Annotated in this window: 8 protein-coding genes; 4 read left to right on the top strand and 4 right to left on the bottom strand. The window is 74.5% G+C overall.

What is annotated here, in order from left to right; all coding sequences use genetic code 11:
* Positions 1-114 precede the first annotated feature (114 nt).
* The 3 genes from ABT048_RS26480 (at position 115) to ABT048_RS26470 (ending at position 3,197) form a co-directional block, all read left to right on the top strand.
* Entirely contained in the window at positions 115-1,578 is a 1,464-nt protein-coding gene (locus tag ABT048_RS26480) for an MFS transporter (RefSeq protein WP_350523999.1), read from the top strand.
* 92 nt (positions 1,579-1,670) lie between these two features.
* Positions 1,671-2,045 carry a (R)-mandelonitrile lyase gene (locus tag ABT048_RS26475; RefSeq protein WP_350523998.1) on the top strand — a complete coding sequence of 125 codons (375 nt, stop codon included), beginning with the start codon at positions 1,671-1,673 and terminating at the stop codon, positions 2,043-2,045.
* A 300-nt stretch (positions 2,046-2,345) separates the two neighbouring features.
* Complete coding sequence (locus tag ABT048_RS26470; RefSeq protein WP_350523997.1) at positions 2,346-3,197, top strand: LysR family transcriptional regulator; 852 nt, start codon at positions 2,346-2,348, stop codon at positions 3,195-3,197.
* Between the two features lie 96 nt (positions 3,198-3,293).
* Here the strand turns inward: ABT048_RS26470 and panD are convergent, their stop codons facing one another.
* Genes panD through ABT048_RS26450 form a run of 4 tightly spaced genes read right to left on the bottom strand, consistent with a single transcriptional unit; the run spans position 3,294 to position 12,369 of the window.
* Positions 3,294-3,713 (bottom strand): aspartate 1-decarboxylase, encoded by a 420-nt coding sequence (gene panD, locus ABT048_RS26465; RefSeq protein WP_350523996.1) that lies wholly within the window; start codon positions 3,711-3,713, stop codon positions 3,294-3,296.
* A 39-nt stretch (positions 3,714-3,752) separates the two neighbouring features.
* Entirely contained in the window at positions 3,753-10,310 is a 6,558-nt protein-coding gene (locus tag ABT048_RS26460) for a non-ribosomal peptide synthetase (RefSeq protein WP_350523995.1), read from the bottom strand.
* On the bottom strand, positions 10,307-12,151 hold the full coding sequence (locus ABT048_RS26455) for an amino acid adenylation domain-containing protein (protein WP_350523994.1): 1,845 nt from the start codon (positions 12,149-12,151) through the stop codon (positions 10,307-10,309). Before ABT048_RS26455 ends, ABT048_RS26460 begins: the two co-directional genes overlap by 4 nt.
* On the bottom strand, positions 12,151-12,369 hold the full coding sequence (locus ABT048_RS26450) for an MbtH family protein (RefSeq protein ID WP_350523993.1): 219 nt from the start codon (positions 12,367-12,369) through the stop codon (positions 12,151-12,153). Before ABT048_RS26450 ends, ABT048_RS26455 begins: the two co-directional genes overlap by 1 nt.
* 214 nt (positions 12,370-12,583) lie before the next feature.
* Between ABT048_RS26450 and ABT048_RS26445 the strand changes: the two genes are divergently transcribed.
* The gene (locus ABT048_RS26445) at positions 12,584-19,021 is read left to right on the top strand and encodes a non-ribosomal peptide synthetase (protein ID WP_350523992.1); all 6,438 of its coding nucleotides are present in this window, start codon (positions 12,584-12,586) and stop codon (positions 19,019-19,021) included.
* Positions 19,022-19,230: the final 209 nt, after the last annotated feature.

Genomic DNA, 19,230 nt, shown 5'->3' with positions numbered 1-19,230 from the left:
CGTCCGGCGCCGTCCCGCCGCCCGTCGGCTGCCTTCCGTCCGCCGTTCGAGCCCGGACTGGCCTTCGCCGGCGCCGGATTGCGACTGTACATACTAGTAGTTACACTCCGGGATGTGGATTCCTTGAAGATCTCTGCGGCAACCGAGGCGGTGCCGGTCGAGGCACCGCACACCCCCGGGGACCGACGCGGCGGACGGCCGTTCTGGATGCTGGCGTCCCTGCTCGGCGGCATGTTCCTGGGCAACGTCGACATCGCGGTGGTCAACGTCGCGATCCCCTCGATCCGCGATCGGCTGCACGCCTCCAGCGGCGCCCTGGAGCTCATCGTCTCCGGGTACACGCTCGCCTTCGCGATGCTGCTGATCACCGGCGCCCGACTGGGCGAGATCCACGGTCGGCGGCGCGTCTACCTCGCCGGGCTGACCGTCTTCACCCTGTCCTCGCTCGGATGCGGCCTCGCGCCCGACGCCGTCGTCCTGGTGTGCGCCCGGGTGGTGCAGGGATTCGGCGCCGCCCTGATGATCTCCCAGGTGCTGACCACCATCCAGGTGGAGTTCGAGGGCCGGGCCAGGCGCCGGGCGCTGGGCGCGTACACCGGCATCCTCGGCGTCAGTTCGGTCGTCGGCCAGGCACTGGGCGGCATCCTGGTGTCGGCTGACATCCTGGGCACCGGCTGGCGGCCGGTCTTCCTGATCAACGTGCCGATCGGCGTCGTCCTGCTGTTCACCTCGCTGGCCTTCCTGCCGGACGACCGCCCCTCGCAGCAGGGCGCGTTGGACCTGCCCGGCGTGGCGCTGCTCTCGCTCGGGCTGTTCCTGCTGGTGACACCGCTGGTCCTGGGGCGCGACGCGGGCTGGCCGCCGTGGACCTGGCTCTGCCTGGGCTCCTCGCTGCCGGTGTTCGCCCTCTTCGGCTGGACCGAGCGGAGGGTGGTGCGACGCTCGGGCGCCCCCCTGATGAACGTCGAGCTGCTGACCCACCGTCATGTCGCCCTCGCCCTCGCCTCGCAGGCCGCCACCCGGGCCGGCTACTTCGCCGTGCTGTTCGTCCTGGCGCTCTACCTGCAACAGGGGCTCGGCAAGAGTGCGGTCTACTCCGGCCTGGTCCCGGTCGCCTGGGTGGCGACCTTCGCCCTGATCGGGCCGATCCTCGGGCGGCTGGGAACGCGCGCCCGCCGGCTGGCCGCCCCGGTCGGGGGCGGGCTGATGGCCGTCAGCTTCGCGCTCATCGCGCTCGGCGCCCAGGGCACCGCCGCCCTGGTCGTCCTGCTGGGGATCGGCGGCGTCGGCTACGGCGCGGCGTTCAGCGGCACCCTGGCGCACATGACCGAGACCGTCGAGGCCCGGTACGCGCCGGACGTCAGCGGCCTGTTCAACACCACGCTCCAGGTCGGCGGCACCCTGGGCGTGGCCGTGTTCGGCACCCTCTACCTGGATCTCGTCGGCGGCAGCGGGACGCCGCAGCACGCGTTCGCCACCACCACCGCCGTCCTGGCGGTGATGTCGCTCGCCGCCTCCGCCCTGATCCTGCTCGCCGGGCGGTCCACGTCGACCGGCCCGGTGCTGAGCGAGCAATAGCCACCCGCCACTGGTCGCCAACCGGCGACGTCCGACGACCAGTGGCCGACGACCAATGACCAATGACCGATGACCACGAAGGAGTTCACACGATGGATGTCATCCACCACCCCGGAGACTCGACCAAGGGCCCCGAGGACCGCTTCACCGGCGACGTCTGGCTGTGGCCGCGGATCGGCGCGACCGCCAACGCCGAGGTGCGCAACGTCCTGTTCACGCCCGGCTCCCGCAGCCACTGGCACACCCACCCGGCCGGACAGGTCCTGCACGTGACCGAGGGCGTGGGCGTGGTCCAGGCCCGCGGCGGCGAGCGGCAGGAGATCAGGGCCGGCGACACGGTGGTCTGCCACCCCGGCGAGGAGCACTGGCACGGCGCCGGCGAGGGCACGTTCATGACCCACATCGCCGTCACCGACGGGCCCACCGACTGGCACGAGCACGTGACCGACGAGGAGTACTCGGGCTGAACCCTCCGCTCCCGGGCCGGACCGGTCGGCCTGCTCGACGCCACCCACGAGCCCGGGAGCGGCCGGCGGCACAAGGCCTCCGGTCCGGGAGTGTTCGCGACCGCTGTGACGGAGACTCAGGTGAATGCCGGTCAACTGTGCGGTGGAACGGGCGGAAACAGCCCGGGCCCGGGAGTGGGGCCGGCCGCCGGAAAGCCTGCCGAGGCACCGGGGAAGGGCCCATTGCGTCCGACATCTCACAGCTCCCGACGGCCCGGGACATCTGATGACGCATATGCCTCCCTGCATATGCTGCTGTCCATGAGTATCGAGCTGCACCACCTGCGCGGGTTCCTGGCCCTGTCGGAAGAGAGACACTTCACCCGCGCCGCCAAGCGGATGAACGTTTCCCAGCCGACGCTCAGCAGAAACATCAAGCGCCTGGAGGAACTGCTCGGCCGGAAGCTACTGGAACGAACCACCCGTCAGGTGACGCTCACCCCGGAAGGTGAGCGCCTTTACGATCAACTTTCCTTTCTCATAACTCGGTTGGAAGACGCATTGCGTTTTGAACCGAAGGACGTGCTCAGGCTCGGATTCGCCTGGGGTTTCCCTTCCGGGTGGCCGCAGGAGGTGATCGCCGAGTTCGAGGCCGAGACCGGCGTCACCGTCCAGGTGCAGCGGCACGACGCCAAGCTCGCCGGGGTCGACCGCGGGAAAAGCGACCTGGCGATCCTGCGCGGTCGGATCAAGGCCCCGGACGTGAAGGTCACGACCCTGCTGCACGAACGGAGGATCGCCGCCGTCTCCACACGATCCGAACTGGCCGGAAAGGAGGAGATGAGCTGGGCCGAAATCGCCGAACTGGGCCTCGTGCTGAACGAGGTGAGCGGAACGACGGACCTGACCGACTGGCCGGCCGACCGCCAACCGAGCGTCTCCGCGATCTGCAGCAATTTCGACGAATGGCTGGAAGCGGTCGCCGCGAACCGGGGTGTGGGCGTGGTCCCCGAATTCGTCGGCCGCCAGCACGTGCACTCGTTCGTGTCGTTCATCGCCATCCCGGACGCCCCGCAGGTGCCGCTGAACCTGGTCCATCCCCAGCGCGGTGCCCATCCGCTCATCCCGCGCTTCATCGCCATGGCGCAGGCCGCCGTCGGCGCTCCGTCCTGAATCCCGTGGAGAACGGGAGGAGCGGGCGGACAACGTGGTCCGGCCCGCCCCTCCCCCTGCTCCTCCCGCAGCTGCTCCCGCTACTGCTCCCCCGCGCTACCGGGCGGCGACCGCGTCGCCGCGGCTGGTCCGGGTGCCGGGCACCGGCTCGGCCGGGTCGTCGGTGTAGGCGAGCGGGCGGTTGTCCGCGTCGACCATCAGGACCTTGGGGACGAGGGCCTTGGCCTCGGCGTCGCCGACCGTGGTGTAGCTGATGATGATGACCAGGTCGCCGGTGTGGATCAGCCGGGCGGCCGCGCCGTTGATGCCGATGATCCCGCTGCCGCGCGGGCCGGCGATCACATAGGTCTCCAGGCGGGCGCCGTTGTCGATGTCGACGATGTGGACGAGTTCGCCGGGCAGCAGGTCGGCGCCGTCCATCAGGTCCTGGTCGATCGTCAGCGATCCCACGTAGTGCAGGTCCGCCTGGGTCACGGTGGCTCGGTGGATCTTGGACTTGAGCATGGTGCGGTTCACGGCTTGGCTCCGTCTTCGTGGTGGTGGGGTGACCGGATGTCAGGGGGCGGACTGTCGCCGGAACCGGCGGCCGGCGACCAGCCGGGGCGTCTCCCGGGTCGGGCGCTCGGCGTACTGGGGCAGCGCGGCGGCCAGCGCGGCGACGGTGGAGCGGTCGAACAGGGCGCGGACCGGTACGTCCAGCCCGGTCGCGTCGCGCAGCCGCAGCGCGATGCGGGTGGCCAGCAGGGAGTGGCCGCCCAGGTCGAAGAAGTTGTCGTGCACTCCGACGCGCTCGACGCCGAGCACCTCGCACCATGCGCCGGCGACGGTCCGTTCCTGCTCGGTCCGCGGTGCCAGGTACTCGCCGGTGCGGGCGGCCGGGGCCGGGGCGGGAAGCCTGCCCCGGTCGACCTTTCCGCTCGGGGTGAGCGGCAGCGCGTCCAGCACGACGAAGGCCGCCGGGATCATGTAGTCCGGGACCAGCCGGCCCACCAGGTCGCGCAGCTCGCCGCTGTCCGGCGGCGTGGCGCCGGGGAACGGCTCCAGGTAGGCGACCAGTTCCGCCTCCCCGGTGCCCGACGCGACCGGGTGCACGACCGCGGCCCGCACCTCCGGGCAGCCCAGCAGCACCGCCTCGATCTCACCGGGCTCGATCCGGTGGCCGCGGATCTTTACCTGGTGGTCGGCCCGGCCGAGCAGCTCGACCCGGCCGTCGGGGTGGCGGCGGCCGAGGTCGCCGGTGCGGTAGAGCCTGGCCCCGGGCTCCCGGCCGTGCGGGTCGGGCACGAAGGCCTGCGCCGTGACACCGGGTCGGTTGAGGTAGCCCCTGGCCAGGCCGGCGCCGCCGAGGCAGATCTCGCCCGGGACCCCGACCGGCACCGGCTCCAGCCCGCCGTCCAGGACGTACAGGACGGTGCCGGGCACCGGCGACCACTGCTCCGGGGTGCCGTCCGCGCGCAGCCGGGTCACGGTGGTCCACACGGTGGTCTCGGTGGGGCCGTACAGGTCCAGCACCCGGGCGCCGTCGGCGGCGAGCCGGCGGGCCAGCTCGACGGGCAGCCGCTCGCCGCCGCACAGCACCACCAGCCCGGCCGGGGCCGACCAGCCGCTGTCCAGCAGCATCCGCAGGGTGACCGGGGTGGACTGGACGATCGCGGGGGCGGTGGCGGTGATCAGCGCGGCCATCCGCAGCGGGTCCCTGACCTCCTCCGCGGTCGCGAGCACCACCGGGGCGCCGACCAGCAGCGGCAGGTAGAGCTCCAGGACGGAGGGGTCGAAGGACACCGTGGTCAGCGCGGCCACCGGCGCGCCGGGGCGCAGTCCGGGCAGGTCGAGCATCGCGGTCAGGAAGTCGGCCAGGCCGCCGTGCGTGATCATCACACCCTTGGGCCGGCCGGTGGAGCCGGAGGTGTAGATGACGTACGCGAGGGCGTCCCGGTCGAGCTGCGGCCCGGCGAACGCCGGGCTCTGCCGGGCGATCGCCTCCCGGTCCGCGTCGAGCAGCACGGTGACCGGGCCGCCGGCGGCCGGCGGCAGGGCGGAGAGCCGCTCCGCCGGGCCGGTCCGGGTGACGATCACCGAGGCGGCGGTGTCGGCGAGCACGAAGGCGTTCCGCTCGGCCGGGTGGTCCGGGTCCAGCGGCACGTAGGCGGCGCCCGAGGCGAGCACGGCCAGCAGGGCGACCAGCAGCTCCGGACCGCGCTCCAGGAAGACCGCCGCCGTCGCGCCCGGGCCCAGCCCGCGCTCCCGCAGGTGTCCGGCCAGCCGGGCGACCTGCTCGGCCAGCTGCCGGTAGGTCAGCCGGTCGCCGGAGGAGATCACGGCCACGCCGTCCGGGGTGCGGGCCGCCTGCTCCTCGAACAGCGCGACGAGGCTGCGGCCGACAGCGGCCGGCGGCTCGGTGTTCCAGCGCTCCAGCAGCGTGCGGCGGTCCGGCTCGGGCAGCGCGGTGCGGCGCGGGTCGGCCTGCGGGTCGGCGGCCAGGCCGACCAGGACGTGCCGGTACGTCCGGGCCAGCAGGTCGAGTTCGGCCCGGCCGACCCGCTCCGCGCCGGCCTCCAGCACGAAGCCGTCCGCGACGGTGGAGACCGAGAGGCCGAACTCGTTCGCCGTGCGCTCCCCGACCTCGTCCAGTCCGATGGACTCGCCGTCGACCACCGTCAGGTCCGTGTGGTTGAAGAAGACGTCCACCAGCGGCGTCCCCTGGCCCCAGGCCCGCTGCATGGCGGGCAGCGGGTAGTGCCGGTGCGGCCACAGGGCGGTCTCCTCGGCGAACACCGCGCGGGCCAGCTCGGTCCAGCTCGGGGCGTCCAGCGTCAGCCCGAAGGGCACGGTGTTGAGGAACATGCCGCGCGCCTGGTCGCCGTCGACCGTCTCCGGCCGCACGTTGCAGACCAGGCCGGTCCGGAAGGCGATCGGGCTCCCGGTGCCGCCCCTGATCATGCCCAGCACCGTGAGGTGCGCGGCCAGCAGGACGCTCTTCAGCGGCACCCCGGCGTCCTGCGCCACCGCGCGCAGCTGCGGCAGCAGGTCGCGGAAGTCGACCCTGGCCACCTCGTCCGTCCCGGGGCCCGTCTTCGAACCCCCGTCGTCCGCCGCGCCGGGCGGGCTCGCCCAGGCCTGCGGGAGCGCCAGCGGGGCGTACCGGGCGACCCGCTCACGCCAGAACTCCTGGTCCGCCGCGGACGCCAGGGCCCGCTTCTCCAGGGCGATCGCGTCGGCGAACCGGGCCGCGGGCGGGGCGGCCGGCGCCGGATCCCGGCCGTCCCGGAGGGCCCGGTAGTAGCCGAGCAGTTCGCCGACCAGCGAGCTCTGGCTCCAGCCGTCCAGCAGGGCGTGGCCGTTGCTGACCGACAGCTGCCAGTGCCGCTCGTCCAGCTGGTAGGCCACCAACCGCAGTTGGCCCGGCACGGCCAGGTCGAACGGCGCCAGCCGGTCGCGGGCGACGGCCGCGGCGAGTTCGGCCCGCTGCTCCGCCGCGCCCAGCTGTCGCAGGTCGACGTGGGAGACCGGGATCGTCGCGGTGGGGTGCACCAGCTGCAGCGGCTCGGAGAACGAGGACAGGTCGACGGAGGTGCGCAGGATCTCGTGGCGTTCCACCAGGAGGGCCGCGGCGGCGCGCAGGGCGTCCGGCGAGAACGCGCCGTCGTCGCGGACCGGGTGGCTCAGGTTGGTCCGGTAGACGCCCCGGTCTGCGCCCGCGAGCATCTCGTAGACCATGCCGGCCTGGGCGAGCGACAGCGGGTAGGCGTCTGCCATCCCGGCCGGGAGGCGGTCGAGGTCGGCCTCGGCGAGCAGCTCGAAGGGAGCCGTCCCGGCCTGCTCCGCGCCGGCGCCGCGCGGGGCGACGGCCTCGGCGAGCCGGGCGACCGTCTGGTGCCGGAAGACGTCCTGGACGGCGATGTCGAGCCCGGCGCCGCGCAGGCGGCCGACCGCGCCGATGGCCCGGATCGAGTCGCCGCCGAGCGCGAAGAAGCCGGCGTGGACGCCGATCAGGTGCGGCTCGATGCCGAGGGCCTCGGCCCAGCTGCGGACGATCAGGTGCTGGAGCGGGGTGCTCGGCGGGGTGTGGTTCGCCGCGTCGACCGGTGTCGGGTCCGGTGCCGGGAGGGCGTTGCGGTCGATCTTGCCGCTCGGGGTGAGCGGGAGGGCGTCGAGGGCGCGGTAGTGGGTGGGGAGCATGTGGGCGGGCAGGGTGGCGGCGAGGTGGTCGCGCAGCCGGGCCGGGGCGGGCGGGGCGCTCTCGGGGGCGGTGACGGTGTACGCGGTGAGGTGGTCCTGGTGGACGGTGACGACGGCCTGGCTGACGGCGGGGTGGCTGCGCAGGGCGGTCTCGATCTCGCCGAGCTCGATGCGGTGGCCGTGGAGTTTCACCTGGTGGTCGGTGCGGCCGTGGTAGGTGAGGGTGCCGTCGGGGTTGTGGTGGGCCTGGTCGCCGGTGAGGTAGAGGCGGGTGCCGGGGTGGCGCGGGTCGGGGTCGGGGACGAAGCGTTCGGCGGTGAGGGCGGGGCGGCCCAGGTAGCCGCGGGCGAGTTGCACGCCGGCGAGGGCGAGTTGGCCGGCGAGGTGGAGTGGTTGGGGGGTGAGGTCCTGGTCGAGGACGTGGGTGCGGGTGTTGGCGATGGGACGGCCGATGGTCACCGGCTGCCCCGGCGGGCAGGGGGTGGCGGTGACGTCGACGGACGCCTCGGTGGGGCCGTAGAGGTTGTGGAGTTCGGCGTGCCGGATCGCCGGGTGGTGGTGGAAGGCGTCGGCGAGGTCGTCGGGCAGGGCCTCGCCGCTGCACAGGACCCGGCGCAGCGGGGTGAGCGCGCTGCCGGTCGGCAGGGTGTCGAGGAGGAGCCGCAGCATGGCGGGGACGAAGTGGGTGGTGGTGATCCGCTCGCCGGTGATGGTCTCGGCGAGGTAGCCGGGGTCGCGGTGCCCGTCCGGGCGGGCGAGCACCAGCGTCGCCCCGGTGGCCAGCGGCCAGAAGAACTCCCACACCGAGACGTCGAAGCTGTAGGGCGTCTTCTGCAGGACCCGGTCGTCCCGGTCGAGCCGGTAGGCGTCCTGCATCCAGCGCAGCCGGTTGACGATGCCGCGGTGGGTGACGACCACGCCCTTGGGCAGGCCGGTGGAGCCGGAGGTGTAGATCACGTAGGCCGGGTTGTCCGGGTCCACCGGCACGGCCGGGGACGGCCGGTCCGCGCCCTCGTCGGCCTCGACCTCCTGGGCCTGGGGTTCGTCGCCCTGGGCCTCGTCGACGAGCACGGTCCGGGCATCGTGCCCGGGCAGGCCGGCCGCCAGCTCGGCGGTGGTGATCACGACCGGGGTGCCGGAGTCCGCGAGCATGTGGGCCAGCCGCTGCGCCGGGTACCCCGGGTCCAGGGGCAGGTACGCCCCGCCGGCCTTGAGCACGCCCAGCAGCGCCACCGGCAGCTCCAGGCTGCGGTGCAGGCACACCCCGACGACCGACTCCGGGCCGACACCCGTCGCCCGCAACCGCCGGGCCACCCGCGCGGCCGCCGCGTCCAGCTGCGCGTACGTCAGCTCACGGCCCTCGAAGCGCACCGCCACCGCGTCCGGGGAGCGCTCCGCCTGCTCCTCGACCAGCCCGTGCAGCAGCCCGTCCTGCGGGTACTCCACCGCCGTGTCGTTGAACCCGGCCAGCAGCTCCAGCTCGCCGGCCGACGCCAGCGGCGCCTCGTGCAGCGTCGTCCTCGGGTCGCCGGCCAGCCCTTCGAGCAGGGTGGCGAAGTGCTGCGCGAGCGCCGCCATCCGCTCCGGGCCGAACAGCGCCGTCGCGTACTCGACGACCCCGCGCAGCGAGCCGTCGGGCTGCTCGGTCAGGTGCAGCGTCAGGTCGAACCGGGATCCGTGCCAGGGCGTGGCGAGTTCGGTGGCCCGCAGGTCCGTGCCGTCGAACTCCGCGGGGTCGGTGTTGTTCAGCGCGAACATGATCTGGAACAGCGGGTTGCGGGAGGGGTCCCGCTCCGGCGCCAGCTCGTCCACCAGCCGCTCGAACGGGACCTCCTGGTGGGCGAGGGCGTCCAGCGCGGTCTCCCGCACGCGGTCCACGGCGGCCAGGAAGGACGGGTCGCCGGACAGGTCGGTGCGCATCACCAGGGTGTTGACGAAGAAGCCGACCAGGCCCTGCACCTCGGCCCTGGTGCGCCCGGCCACCGGCGTGCCCACCACGATGTCCGTCCGGCCGGTGTGCCGGGCCAGCAGGACCTGGAACGCGGCCAGCAGCACCATGAACGGCGTCGCGCCGCGCGAGCGCCCGAGCTCCGCCAGGGCCCGCGCCGTGCGGGCCGGTACGGTGAACGGCAGGGTGGCGCCGGCCGGGTCGAAGACCGGGGGGCGGCGCCGGTCGGTGGTCAGGGCGGTCGCGGTCGCACCCGCGAGCCGGGACCGCCAGTACGGCAGCTGCCCGGTCGCCGGGCCGGCCTGTTCGCCGCGCTGCCAGGCCGCGAAGTCGGCGTACTGCACCGGCAGCGGCTCCAACGGGGCCGCCGAGCCGGTGGCGAACGCCGAGTACAGCGCGCCGAGTTCACGGGCGAGCACGCCGACCGACCAGCCGTCGACGGCGATGTGGTGCAGGGCCAGGGCCAGCACGTGGTGGTCCGGGGCGACCCGCACCAGCCGGGCCCGCAGTGGCCAGCGCTCGGCCAGGTCGAACGGCGTCCTGGCCTCGCGCTCGATCGCCTCCGCCGTCCGCGCCGGGCGTTCGTCGGGGCTCAGGCCGCTGAGGTCCAGCTCCTCGAAGTCCGGCTCGGCGGCCGGGTCCACCACCTGGACCGGCCGGTGGTCGTCCTCCCGGTAGCGGGTGCGCAGCACCTCGTGCCGCTCGACCAGCTCGCGCAGGGCCCGGCGCAGCGCCGGGACGTCCAGCGGCCCGTGCAGCTCCCAGCCGAGGGGCACCACGTACTCGGCGGTGCCGGGGCGCAGCTGCTCCAGGGTCCAGAGCCGCTGCTGGGCGAAGGAGAGGGGCAGCTGCCGGTCGCGCGGTGCGGGACCGATCGCCGCGGAGGCGCGCGCGGGGCCGGCGGCGCCGCGCAGGAGGCTGTCCAGCAGCGCCTGCCGCTGGTCCCCGGAACTCCCCGGCGCACGCCGGTTCGGCACTGTGCTCATCCCTCACGCACCTGCGACAACATCAACTCCACCTCGGAATCCGTCAGTTGCTCGACATGCTCGGTGATCGCCCGGTGCACCAGGGCGGCCAGCCGCTCGACCGTGGGCGCATCGAACACGGCGCGCACGGGCAGCGCGACCGGGAACCGCTCCTGGAGTCGGGCGACGACCTGGGTGGCCAGCAGCGACTGGCCGCCCAGGGTGAAGAAGTCGTCGTGCACGTCGATCGGGTCCACGCCGAGCAGCTCGGTCCAGATCTCGGCCACGGACTCCTCCAGCGGCGTCCTGGCCGCCGTCACCGGTCCGCGCCCGCCCGCGGCCGGGTCCGGCAGGGCCGCCCGGTCCACCTTGCCGTTCGGTGTGAGCGGCAGGGCGGCGAGCGTGACCCAGGCGGTCGGCACCAGGTAGTCCGGCAGCCGCTCGCCCAGGTACGCCCGCAGCTGCGCGCCGGTGGGCGCCGCGTCGCCGGCGGGGACGACGTAGCCGACCAGTTGCTTGCCCCCGGCGGCGGTCGGCCGCACGGCGACCGCCGCCGCGGCGAGTTCGGGGTGGTTGCTCAGCGCCGCCTCGATCTCGCCGGGTTCCACCCGGTGCCCGAGGATCTTCACCTGCTGGTCGCGTCGGCCCAGGAACCTGAACAGGCCGTCGTCCTGACGGACCACCAGGTCGCCGGTCCGGTACAGCCGGCCGCCCCGCGTGGTGCCGAACGGGTCCGGTACGAAGCGCTCGGCGGTGAGGGCGGGCCGCCCGAGGTAGCCGAGGCCCACGCCCGGGCCGCCGATCAGCAGTTCGCCCTCGGTGCCGGGCGGGGTGCGCCGGCCCCGGTCGTCGACGACGTACGCGGTGGTGTTGGTGATGGCGGCGCCGATCGGGATGCTGCCGGCCGTCTCGGCCGGGGTGATGCCGCGCCGGACGCAGCTGAACGTCGTGCACTCGGTGGGCCCGTAGCCGTTGCTGACCTCGACGCCGAGTTCGATCAGGGCCCGCACCTCGGCGGGCGGTGCCACGTCGCCGACCACGAGGACGTGGCGGACCGGGGCCAGGGCGTCGGGGCGGGTGCGCACCACGTGCTGGAACAGCCCGCTGGTGAGCATCAGCAGGGTCACGCCGTGGTCGCGGACGGCCCGCTCGATCGTCTCGCCGGTGGGGATGCCCTGCGGCAGGACGGCCAGCCTGGCGCCGTTGGCCAACGGGCCCCAGATCTCGAAGGTCGAGGCGTCGAAGGAGAGCGAAGCGAGCATCAGCACCACCTGCCCGGCGTCGAGGTCGACGTAGTCGACCCCGTGCACCAGCCGCAGCACGTTCCGGTGCGTGATGCCGACCCCCTTGGGCCGGCCCGTCGAACCGGAGGTGTACATCAGGTACGCGAGGTCGTCCGGGTGGGTGGCGACCGGCGGCGGGGTGGTCGGGCGGCCGGGCGCCACCGGGCCCTTCGCCATCGGGACGGCGTGCAGGCCCGGGACGGCGTCGAAGCGGTGCGCCGACTCCGGCTGGACCAGCAGGATCCGGGCCCCGGAGTCGGCGGCCATGAACGCCAGCCGCTCCGCCGGGTACTCCGGGTCCAGCGGCACGTAGTAGCCGCCGGCCTTGAGCACGCCGAGCAGTGCGACCACCACCTCGATGTCACGCCCCGCGCAGACCGCCACCGGGTCACCGCGGCCGACGCCGTGCTCGCCCAGCAGGTGGGCCACCTGGTTCGCCCGGGCGTCCAGTTCGGCGTAGGTCAGCCGCTCGCCGGCGCACTCCACCGCGACGGCCTGCGGCGCGGCGGCCGCGTGCTGCGCGACCCGCTGGTGCAACGAGAGGTCGGGCAGCGGCACGTGCTCGCTTCGCTCGCCCATCAGGCCTGGCTCGCCTGCTCCATGCGGCGGCGCAGGCTCAGCGGGCGCATGTCCGTCCACACCTCGTCGATGTGGTCCAGGCAGGCCTGCCGGGGGCCCTCGAAGCCCTCCCGGTACCAGCCGAGCGGAAGCTCCCGGTCCGCGAGCCAGATCGAGTACTGCTCCTCGTCGTTGCGGACCACGCAGTAGGTGCGCTCGTCGGTGTTCTCGTCAGCCATCCCGCTGTCCTCCCGCACTGCTCGACCGGCCCTCGGTGTCCGGCTCTGTCGCAGCACAGCGTGCCGCAGGCCGGCTCGGCGGCCACAGAGAAGAACCGACGGCGGAGTGCGCAGTCGTGCGGCGCGCAGGTCTGCCGGTCCCTCTCTACCGGGCACCGCCGGATCCTCGGCAGGCTGACCGCACGCCGACGTGGCGCTCTGTGGGAGGTGGCAGGTGAACGGTGGTTTCGGCCCGGAGGCCGACGTGGCGGACGGGGCTGCGCAGGGGCAGCCGGTGCACTGCCCGACGTCCTTCGCCCAGGAACGGCTCTGGTTCATCGACCAGTTGCGACCGGGGGCGGCGGACTACCTGCTGCCGCTCGTGCTGCGGATCACCGGGCCGCTGGACACCGGGGCACTGACCCGGGCGGCGCAGGCGGTGCTGGACCGGCACGAGGTGCTGCGGACCCGGTACCCGGCGGCCCAGGGCGTACCCGTACAGGAGATCGCCGAGCACGCCGAAGTGCCCTTGTCGCGGCTCGATCTGACGTACATCCGGCCGGAGGAGCGGGAGGCCGAGGCCCGCGCGGTCGTCGAGCGGGGGATCCGCCGTCCGTTCGACCTGGCCACCGAGCTGCCGCTGCGCCTGACCCTGCTCCGGCTGTCCGCCGAGGAGCACCTGCTGCTGCTGGTGGTGCACCACATCGCCTTCGACGGCTGGTCCTGGGGCGTCCTGGCCCGGGAGCTGGACGCCTTCTACGGCGCGTTCACCGGCGGCGGGGCACCGGTTCCGGAGCCGCTCCCGGTGCAGTACGCGGACTTCGCGGACTGGCAGCGCGAGTACCTGTCCGGCGACCGGCTGGCCGAGGACCTGGCGTACTGGCACGACCGGCTCGCCGGGCTGGCGCCGCTGGACCTGCCGACGGACCGGCCGCGGCCGGCGGTCTGGGACGCGGCGGGCGACAGCGTGGACTTCGCGCTCGCCCCCGAGCTGGTCGCGGCGGTCGAACGGCTGGCGCGGGCCCACCGCGCGACGCCGTTCATGGTGCTGCTCGCGGCCTTCCAGGCCCTGCTGGCCCGGCACACCGGCCGGACGGACGTCGCCGTGGGCACGCCGGTGGCGGGCCGGTCCCTGGTGGAGGTGGAGGAGCTGGTCGGCTTCTTCACCAACACCCTGGTGATGCGGGCCGACCTGTCCGGCGACCCGTCCTTCCTCGACCTGCTGGCCCAGGTGCGGGAGTCGGCGCTGGACGCCTTCACCCACCAGGAGGTCCCGTTCGAGCGCCTGGTGGACGAACTGGCGCCGGACCGGGACCTCTCCCGCAACCCCCTCTTCCAGGTCTCCTTCGCGCTGCAGAACGCCGCCGCCCGGCCGTTCACGCTGCCCGGCCTCCAGGTGCGGGTCGTCCCCACGCCGGGGGCGGGCGCGGCCTTCGACCTGACCCTGCACGTGCTGGAACACGAGGACGGCACCCTCTCCGGCTCCCTGCAGTACGCCACCGCCCTGTTCGAACGCGAGAGCGTGCAGCGGCTGGCGGACCACTACGGCCGGCTGCTGGCGGGCCTCGCCGCCGACCCCGGGCGCCCGCTCGCCCGCTTCGACCTGCTGGACGCCGCCGAGCGCGACCGCCTCGACGAGGCCGGCCTCGGCCCGGTGGTCCCGCGTCCCGACCGCTGCCTGCACGAGCTCTTCGCCGAGCAGGCCGCCGCCACTCCCGAAGCGACCGCGGTGGTCTTCGGCACCGAGGAGGTGACGTACGGCGCGCTCGACCGGCGGGCCGACCGCCTGGCCCGCCGGCTGGTCGAGCTGGGCGCCGGCCCCGAGGTGCCGGTGGCGGTGTCCCTGCGCCGCGGCCCGGACCTGGTCACCGCGCTGCTCGCGGTCCTCAAGGCCGGCTCGGTCTACGTCCCGGTCGACCCCGAGCACCCGGCGGCCCGCCGCGAGCACCTGCTGCGGGACAGCGCGGCCGCCCTGCTGATCGCCGACGCCTCGCACGACCTGCCGCAGTTCCCGGCCGACGTCGTCCTCGACGGCGGGGAGCCGGCCTTCCCCGACGGCTCCGACACCGTCGACCTGCCGCGGGTCGACCCGGCCGGCGCCGCGTACGCCGTCTACACCTCCGGTTCGACCGGCCTGCCCAAGGGCGTGCTGGTGCCCCACGAGGGGATCCGCAACCGCGTGCTGTGGACCGTCGAGCGGCACGGCCTCTCGGCCGGCGACCGGATCCTGCAGAAGACCACGATCGGCTTCGACGCGGCGATGTGGGAGTTCCTGGCACCGCTGGTGTGCGGCGCCACCATCGTGCTGGCCCCCGACGGCGCCCACCGCGACCCGGCCGCGATGCTCCGGGCGGTGGCCGAGCACGGCGTCACCGTGCTGCAGCTCGTGCCGTCGGTCCTGAGCACCCTGGTGGACCAGCCGGGCCTCGCCGAGTGCACCAGCCTGCGCCTGGTGTTCTGCGCCGGCGAACCGCTGCCGGCCCGCCTCTGCGAGAAGCTGCTCAGCCGGGTGAAGGTCGAGCTGTACAACACCTACGGGCCCACCGAGTGCTCGATCGACGTGACCGCCTGGCGCTACCGGGCCGATGACCGCGCCCGGACCGTCTCCATCGGCCGACCGCTGGACAACCTGCGGATCCTGGTCCTCGACCGGGACGACAACCTCTGCCCGGTCGGCGTCCCCGGCGAACTGTGCGTCGTCGGCGTCGGACTCGCCCGCGGCTACCTGGGCCGCCCCGGGCTGACCGCCGAACGGTTCGCCCCCAGCCCCTTCCCGCAGCAGCCGGGCGAGCGGCTCTACCGCACCGGGGACCGCGCGCGGTGGCACGCCGACGGCCGGCTGGAGTACCTGGGCCGCATCGACGGCCAGCTCAAGGTCCGCGGTGTGCGGATCGAACCGGGCGAGGTCGAGGGCGTCCTGTGCACCCACCCGGGCGTCGCCGCGGCCGTGGTGGGCGTGCAACGCCGCGACGACGGGGACCACCGGCTGATCGCGCACGTCGTGCCCGAGGCGGCGGCGGTGCTCGACCCGCAGCGGCTGCGCTCGCACCTGGCGGGCCGGCTCCCGGAGGCGATGGTCCCCTCCGCCTTCGTCCTGCTGGACGCGCTCCCGCTGACCGCCAGCGGCAAGGTCGACCGCGCGGCGCTGCCCGCGCCCGACCCCGCACGCTCCGAGGCCGCGGGCGCGTACGTCGCCCCGCGCTCCCCCGTCGAGCAGACCCTGGCCGCGGTCTTCGCCGAGGTCCTGGGACTGGAACGGGTCGGCGCCCGGGACGACTTCTTCGCCCTCGGCGGGCACTCGCTGCTCGCCACCCGGGTCGCCTTCCGGCTGCGCGACGCGCTGGGCGTCGAGCTGCCGCTCGCCCAGGTCTTCGCCCTGCGCACACCCGCCCGGCTGGCCGAGCTGATCGAGACCGGCTACCGGGGCGTCGAGCTGCCGCCGATCACCCCCGCCCCCAGGACCGGCCCGCTGCCGCTCTCCTCGGCGCAGCAGCGCCTCTGGTTCCTCGACCGGCTGGAGCCCGGCAGCGCCGAGTACCTGGTGCCGGCCGTGCTGCGGCTCACCGGCCGGCTGGACGAGCAGGCGCTGGCCCGGGCCCTGGACCAGGTGGTGGCCCGGCACGAGGTGCTGCGCACCCGGTACACCGAGGTGGACGGGGTGCCCGTGCAGGTGGTCGACCCGCCGCGCCCGCTCGGCCTGGCCGCGCAGGACCTGCGCGGCCAGGCCGAGCGGGACGTGCACGAGCTGCTCGCCCGGGAGACCGGCCGGCCGTTCGAGCTCGACCGCGAGCCGCCGGTGCGGGCCGCGCTGCTGCGCACCGCCGCCGAGGAGTGGATCCTCGCCCTGACCTTCCACCACATCGCCACCGACGCCTGGTCGATGGAGGTGGTCACCGGCGAGATCGGGCGGTTCTACCGCAGCTTCACGGCCGGCCTCCCGCTGCCGGAAGCCGCGCCCGCCGTGCAGTACGCCGACTTCGCCGCCTGGCAGCGCGACCGGCTGGCCGAGCCGGTGGTCGCCGCCCAACTGGACTACTGGAAGGAGCACCTGACCGGCCTCCAGCCGCTGGAGCTGCCGACCGACCGGCCGCGCCCCGCGGTGCGCGACCCGCGCGGCGAACTGCTCCACGTCGAGGTGCCCGCCGACCTCGGCGCGGCGGTCGCCGCCGTGGGCCGGGCCCGCTCGGCGACCTCCTTCATGGTCCTGCTGGCCGCGTTCCACGTGCTGCTGGCCCGCTACAGCGGTCAGAGCGACCTCGCGGTCGGCACCCCGGTGGCCGGCCGCACCCGCGCCGAGACAGAGGACCTGGCCGGCCTGTTCGTCAACACCGTCGTCCTGCGGGCCGACCTCTCGGGGGCGCCGACCTTCGCCGAACTGCTCGACCGGGTCCGGGCCGACGCCGTCCAGGCCTACGCCCACCAGGACCTGCCGTTCGAGCGGCTGGTCGACGAGCTGCGCCCCGACCGCGACCTGTCCCGCAACCCGCTCTTCCAGGTGATGTTCGAGCTGCTGCACACCCGGCAGAGCCCGCTGGAGATCGACGACGTCGACGTCGAGGAGCTGCCGGCCGACTGGCGGGTCGCCAAGTTCGACCTCACCGTCACCTTCGAGGAGCAGCCCGACGGCACGCTCTCGTGCGCCTTCGAGTACTCCACCGCGCTGTTCGACCGGTCCACCGTGGAACGGATGGCCCAGCACTACCTGCAGCTGGTGCGCAGCGCCGTCGGCGCGCCGGACGCCCGGATCGGCGAGCTGGAGATGCTGACCGGGACGGAGCGGCGGCAGTTGCTCACCGACTGGCGCGGCACCCCGGCCGGGCAGCCCCGGGCCTGCGTGCCCGAGCTCTTCGCGGCGCGGGCCGCCGCGCAGCCCGACGCGCTCGCGGTGGTCTACGCCGGCCGGCCCGAGCGTCGCCTCACCTACGGCGAACTCGACGCCCGGGCCAACCAGTTGGCGCACCACCTGCGGGCGTCCGGGGTCGGCCCGGAGAGCGTGGTCGGGGTCTGCCTGGAGCGCGGGCCGGATGTCGTGGTCGCCCTGCTCGGCGTGCTGAAGGCCGGCGGCTGCTACGTGCCGTTCGACCCCGAGCACCCCGCCGAGCGGCTCGCCTTCATGCTGGAGGACGCCGGGGCCTCGACGGTGCTGACGCACAGCCGCTTCGCCGACCGCCTGGCCGGCGGGCGGGCGACGGTGATCAGCCTGGACGGCGACGCCGACCTTTTGGCCCGACGGCCCACCACGGCCCCGGCGGTGACCGTCGACCCGGACCGACTCGCGTACGTCATCTACACGTCGGGATCCACCGGGCAGCCCAAGGGCGTGCTGATCCAGCACGGCTCCTACGCCCACCACTGCGAGGTCATCGCCGAGGCGTACGACATCGGCGCCGACGACCGCGTGGTGCTGCTGTCGGCGCTCACCTTCGACGTGGCGATGGACCAGATGGCGGCCACCCTGCTGGCCGGGGCGACCGTGGTGGTGAGCGATCCGCTGTTCTGGAGCCCGGCCGAGCTGGCGGACCGGCTGGCCGAGTACCGGGTCACGATCATGGAGATCACCCCGGCCTACTACCGCGAGCTGGCCGCCGGCCTCGTGCCGGGCGACCGACGGCTGGAGCGGCTGCGGCTGATGAACGTCGGCAGCGACGTGGTCACGGTGGACGACGCCCGGCACTGGGCCGCCACCGGCCTGCCCGCCCGTTTCCTGTGCAACTACGGCCCCACCGAGGCCACCGTGACCTGTGTGCTGCACCCCGTCGCCGGCGCACTCCCGGGCGCCCGCGGGGAGTCCACGCTGCCGATCGGCCGCCCGGTGCCCGGCACCACGGCGTACGTCCTCGACCCCGACCTCAACCCGGTGCCGGTCGGGGTGCCGGGCGAGCTCTACCTCGGCGGGGTCCGGGTCGCCCGCGGCTACCACCGCAGGCCCGCGCTGACCGCCGAGCGCTTCGTGCCCGACCCGTTCTCGCCCGAGCCCGGCCGCCTGTACCGCACCGGCGACCTGGTCCGCTACGCGGCCGACGGGGTCATCGAGTTCCTCGGCCGGATCGACCAGCAGGTCAAGATCCGCGGGTTCCGGATCGAGCTCGGCGAGATCGAGGCGGCGCTCGCCCGGCACCCCCTGGTCCGCGCGGTCGCCGTGGTGGCCCGGGACGTGCGGCCCGGCGACCGCCGACTGGTGGCCTACCTCGTCACCGGTGACGGCACGGCCCCGGACATCGCGGCCCTGCGCGCCTACCTGGGCGACCGGCTCCCCGAGTACATGATCCCCTCGCTCTGGGTGGAACTGCCCGAACTGCCGCTCACCAGCAGCAAGAAGGTGGACCGCAAGGCCCTCCCGGCCCCCGAGGCGGGCCGCCCGCAGCTGGAGCACGGCTACCTCGCCCCCGGCACCGCCGCGGAGGAGGTCGTCGCGCGGATCTGGGGCGAGGTCCTGGGCCTCGACCGGATCGGCGTGCACGACGGGTTCTTCGACCTCGGCGGGCACTCGCTGCTCGCCACCAGGGTGCTGGCCCAGCTGCGCCGGGCGTTCGCGGTCGAGCTGCCGCTGCGCCTGCTCTTCGAGGCGCCGACCGTCGCCCTCCAGGCGGAGGCCGTCGAACGGGCGGTCGAGGCCGAGATCGCGGGGCTCTCCGACGAGGAGGTCGAGGCACTGCTCGCCGAGGAGGCGTAGCGCACCGCCCGGAACCACCCTGACGCGGCCGGCGGGCCGGCCGGACCCCGAGCCCGGCCGGCCCGCCGGCCTCCCCGTCCGCGGCTTCCCGCGCCCTCGGGGGCCCGCATCCTCGGGGGCCCGGCCGTGGCGGGGGGGGGGCGGGGGGGAGCGCGGTGCCCGCGCGCCCGGGGGCGCCGGGCACCCGCGCCGCGCCCCCGCGCCCCCCG

It is taken from the genome of Kitasatospora sp. NPDC096140, assembly GCF_040303045.1.
Taxonomy (GTDB): domain Bacteria; phylum Actinomycetota; class Actinomycetes; order Streptomycetales; family Streptomycetaceae; genus Kitasatospora.
The sequence above is the reverse complement of the archived record's forward strand: the minus strand, read 5'-3'. Positions and strand labels throughout refer to the sequence as shown.

Coding starts and splice junctions, on each gene's coding strand:
- ABT048_RS26475 (WP_350523998.1), top strand. CDS start 1,671: ATGGATGTCATCCACCACCCCGGAGACTCGACCAAGGGCCCCGAGGAC.
- ABT048_RS26470 (WP_350523997.1), top strand. CDS start 2,346: ATGAGTATCGAGCTGCACCACCTGCGCGGGTTCCTGGCCCTGTCGGAA.
- ABT048_RS26460 (WP_350523995.1), bottom strand. CDS start 10,310: ATGAGCACAGTGCCGAACCGGCGTGCGCCGGGGAGTTCCGGGGACCAG.
- ABT048_RS26455 (WP_350523994.1), bottom strand. CDS start 12,151: ATGGGCGAGCGAAGCGAGCACGTGCCGCTGCCCGACCTCTCGTTGCAC.
- ABT048_RS26450 (WP_350523993.1), bottom strand. CDS start 12,369: ATGGCTGACGAGAACACCGACGAGCGCACCTACTGCGTGGTCCGCAAC.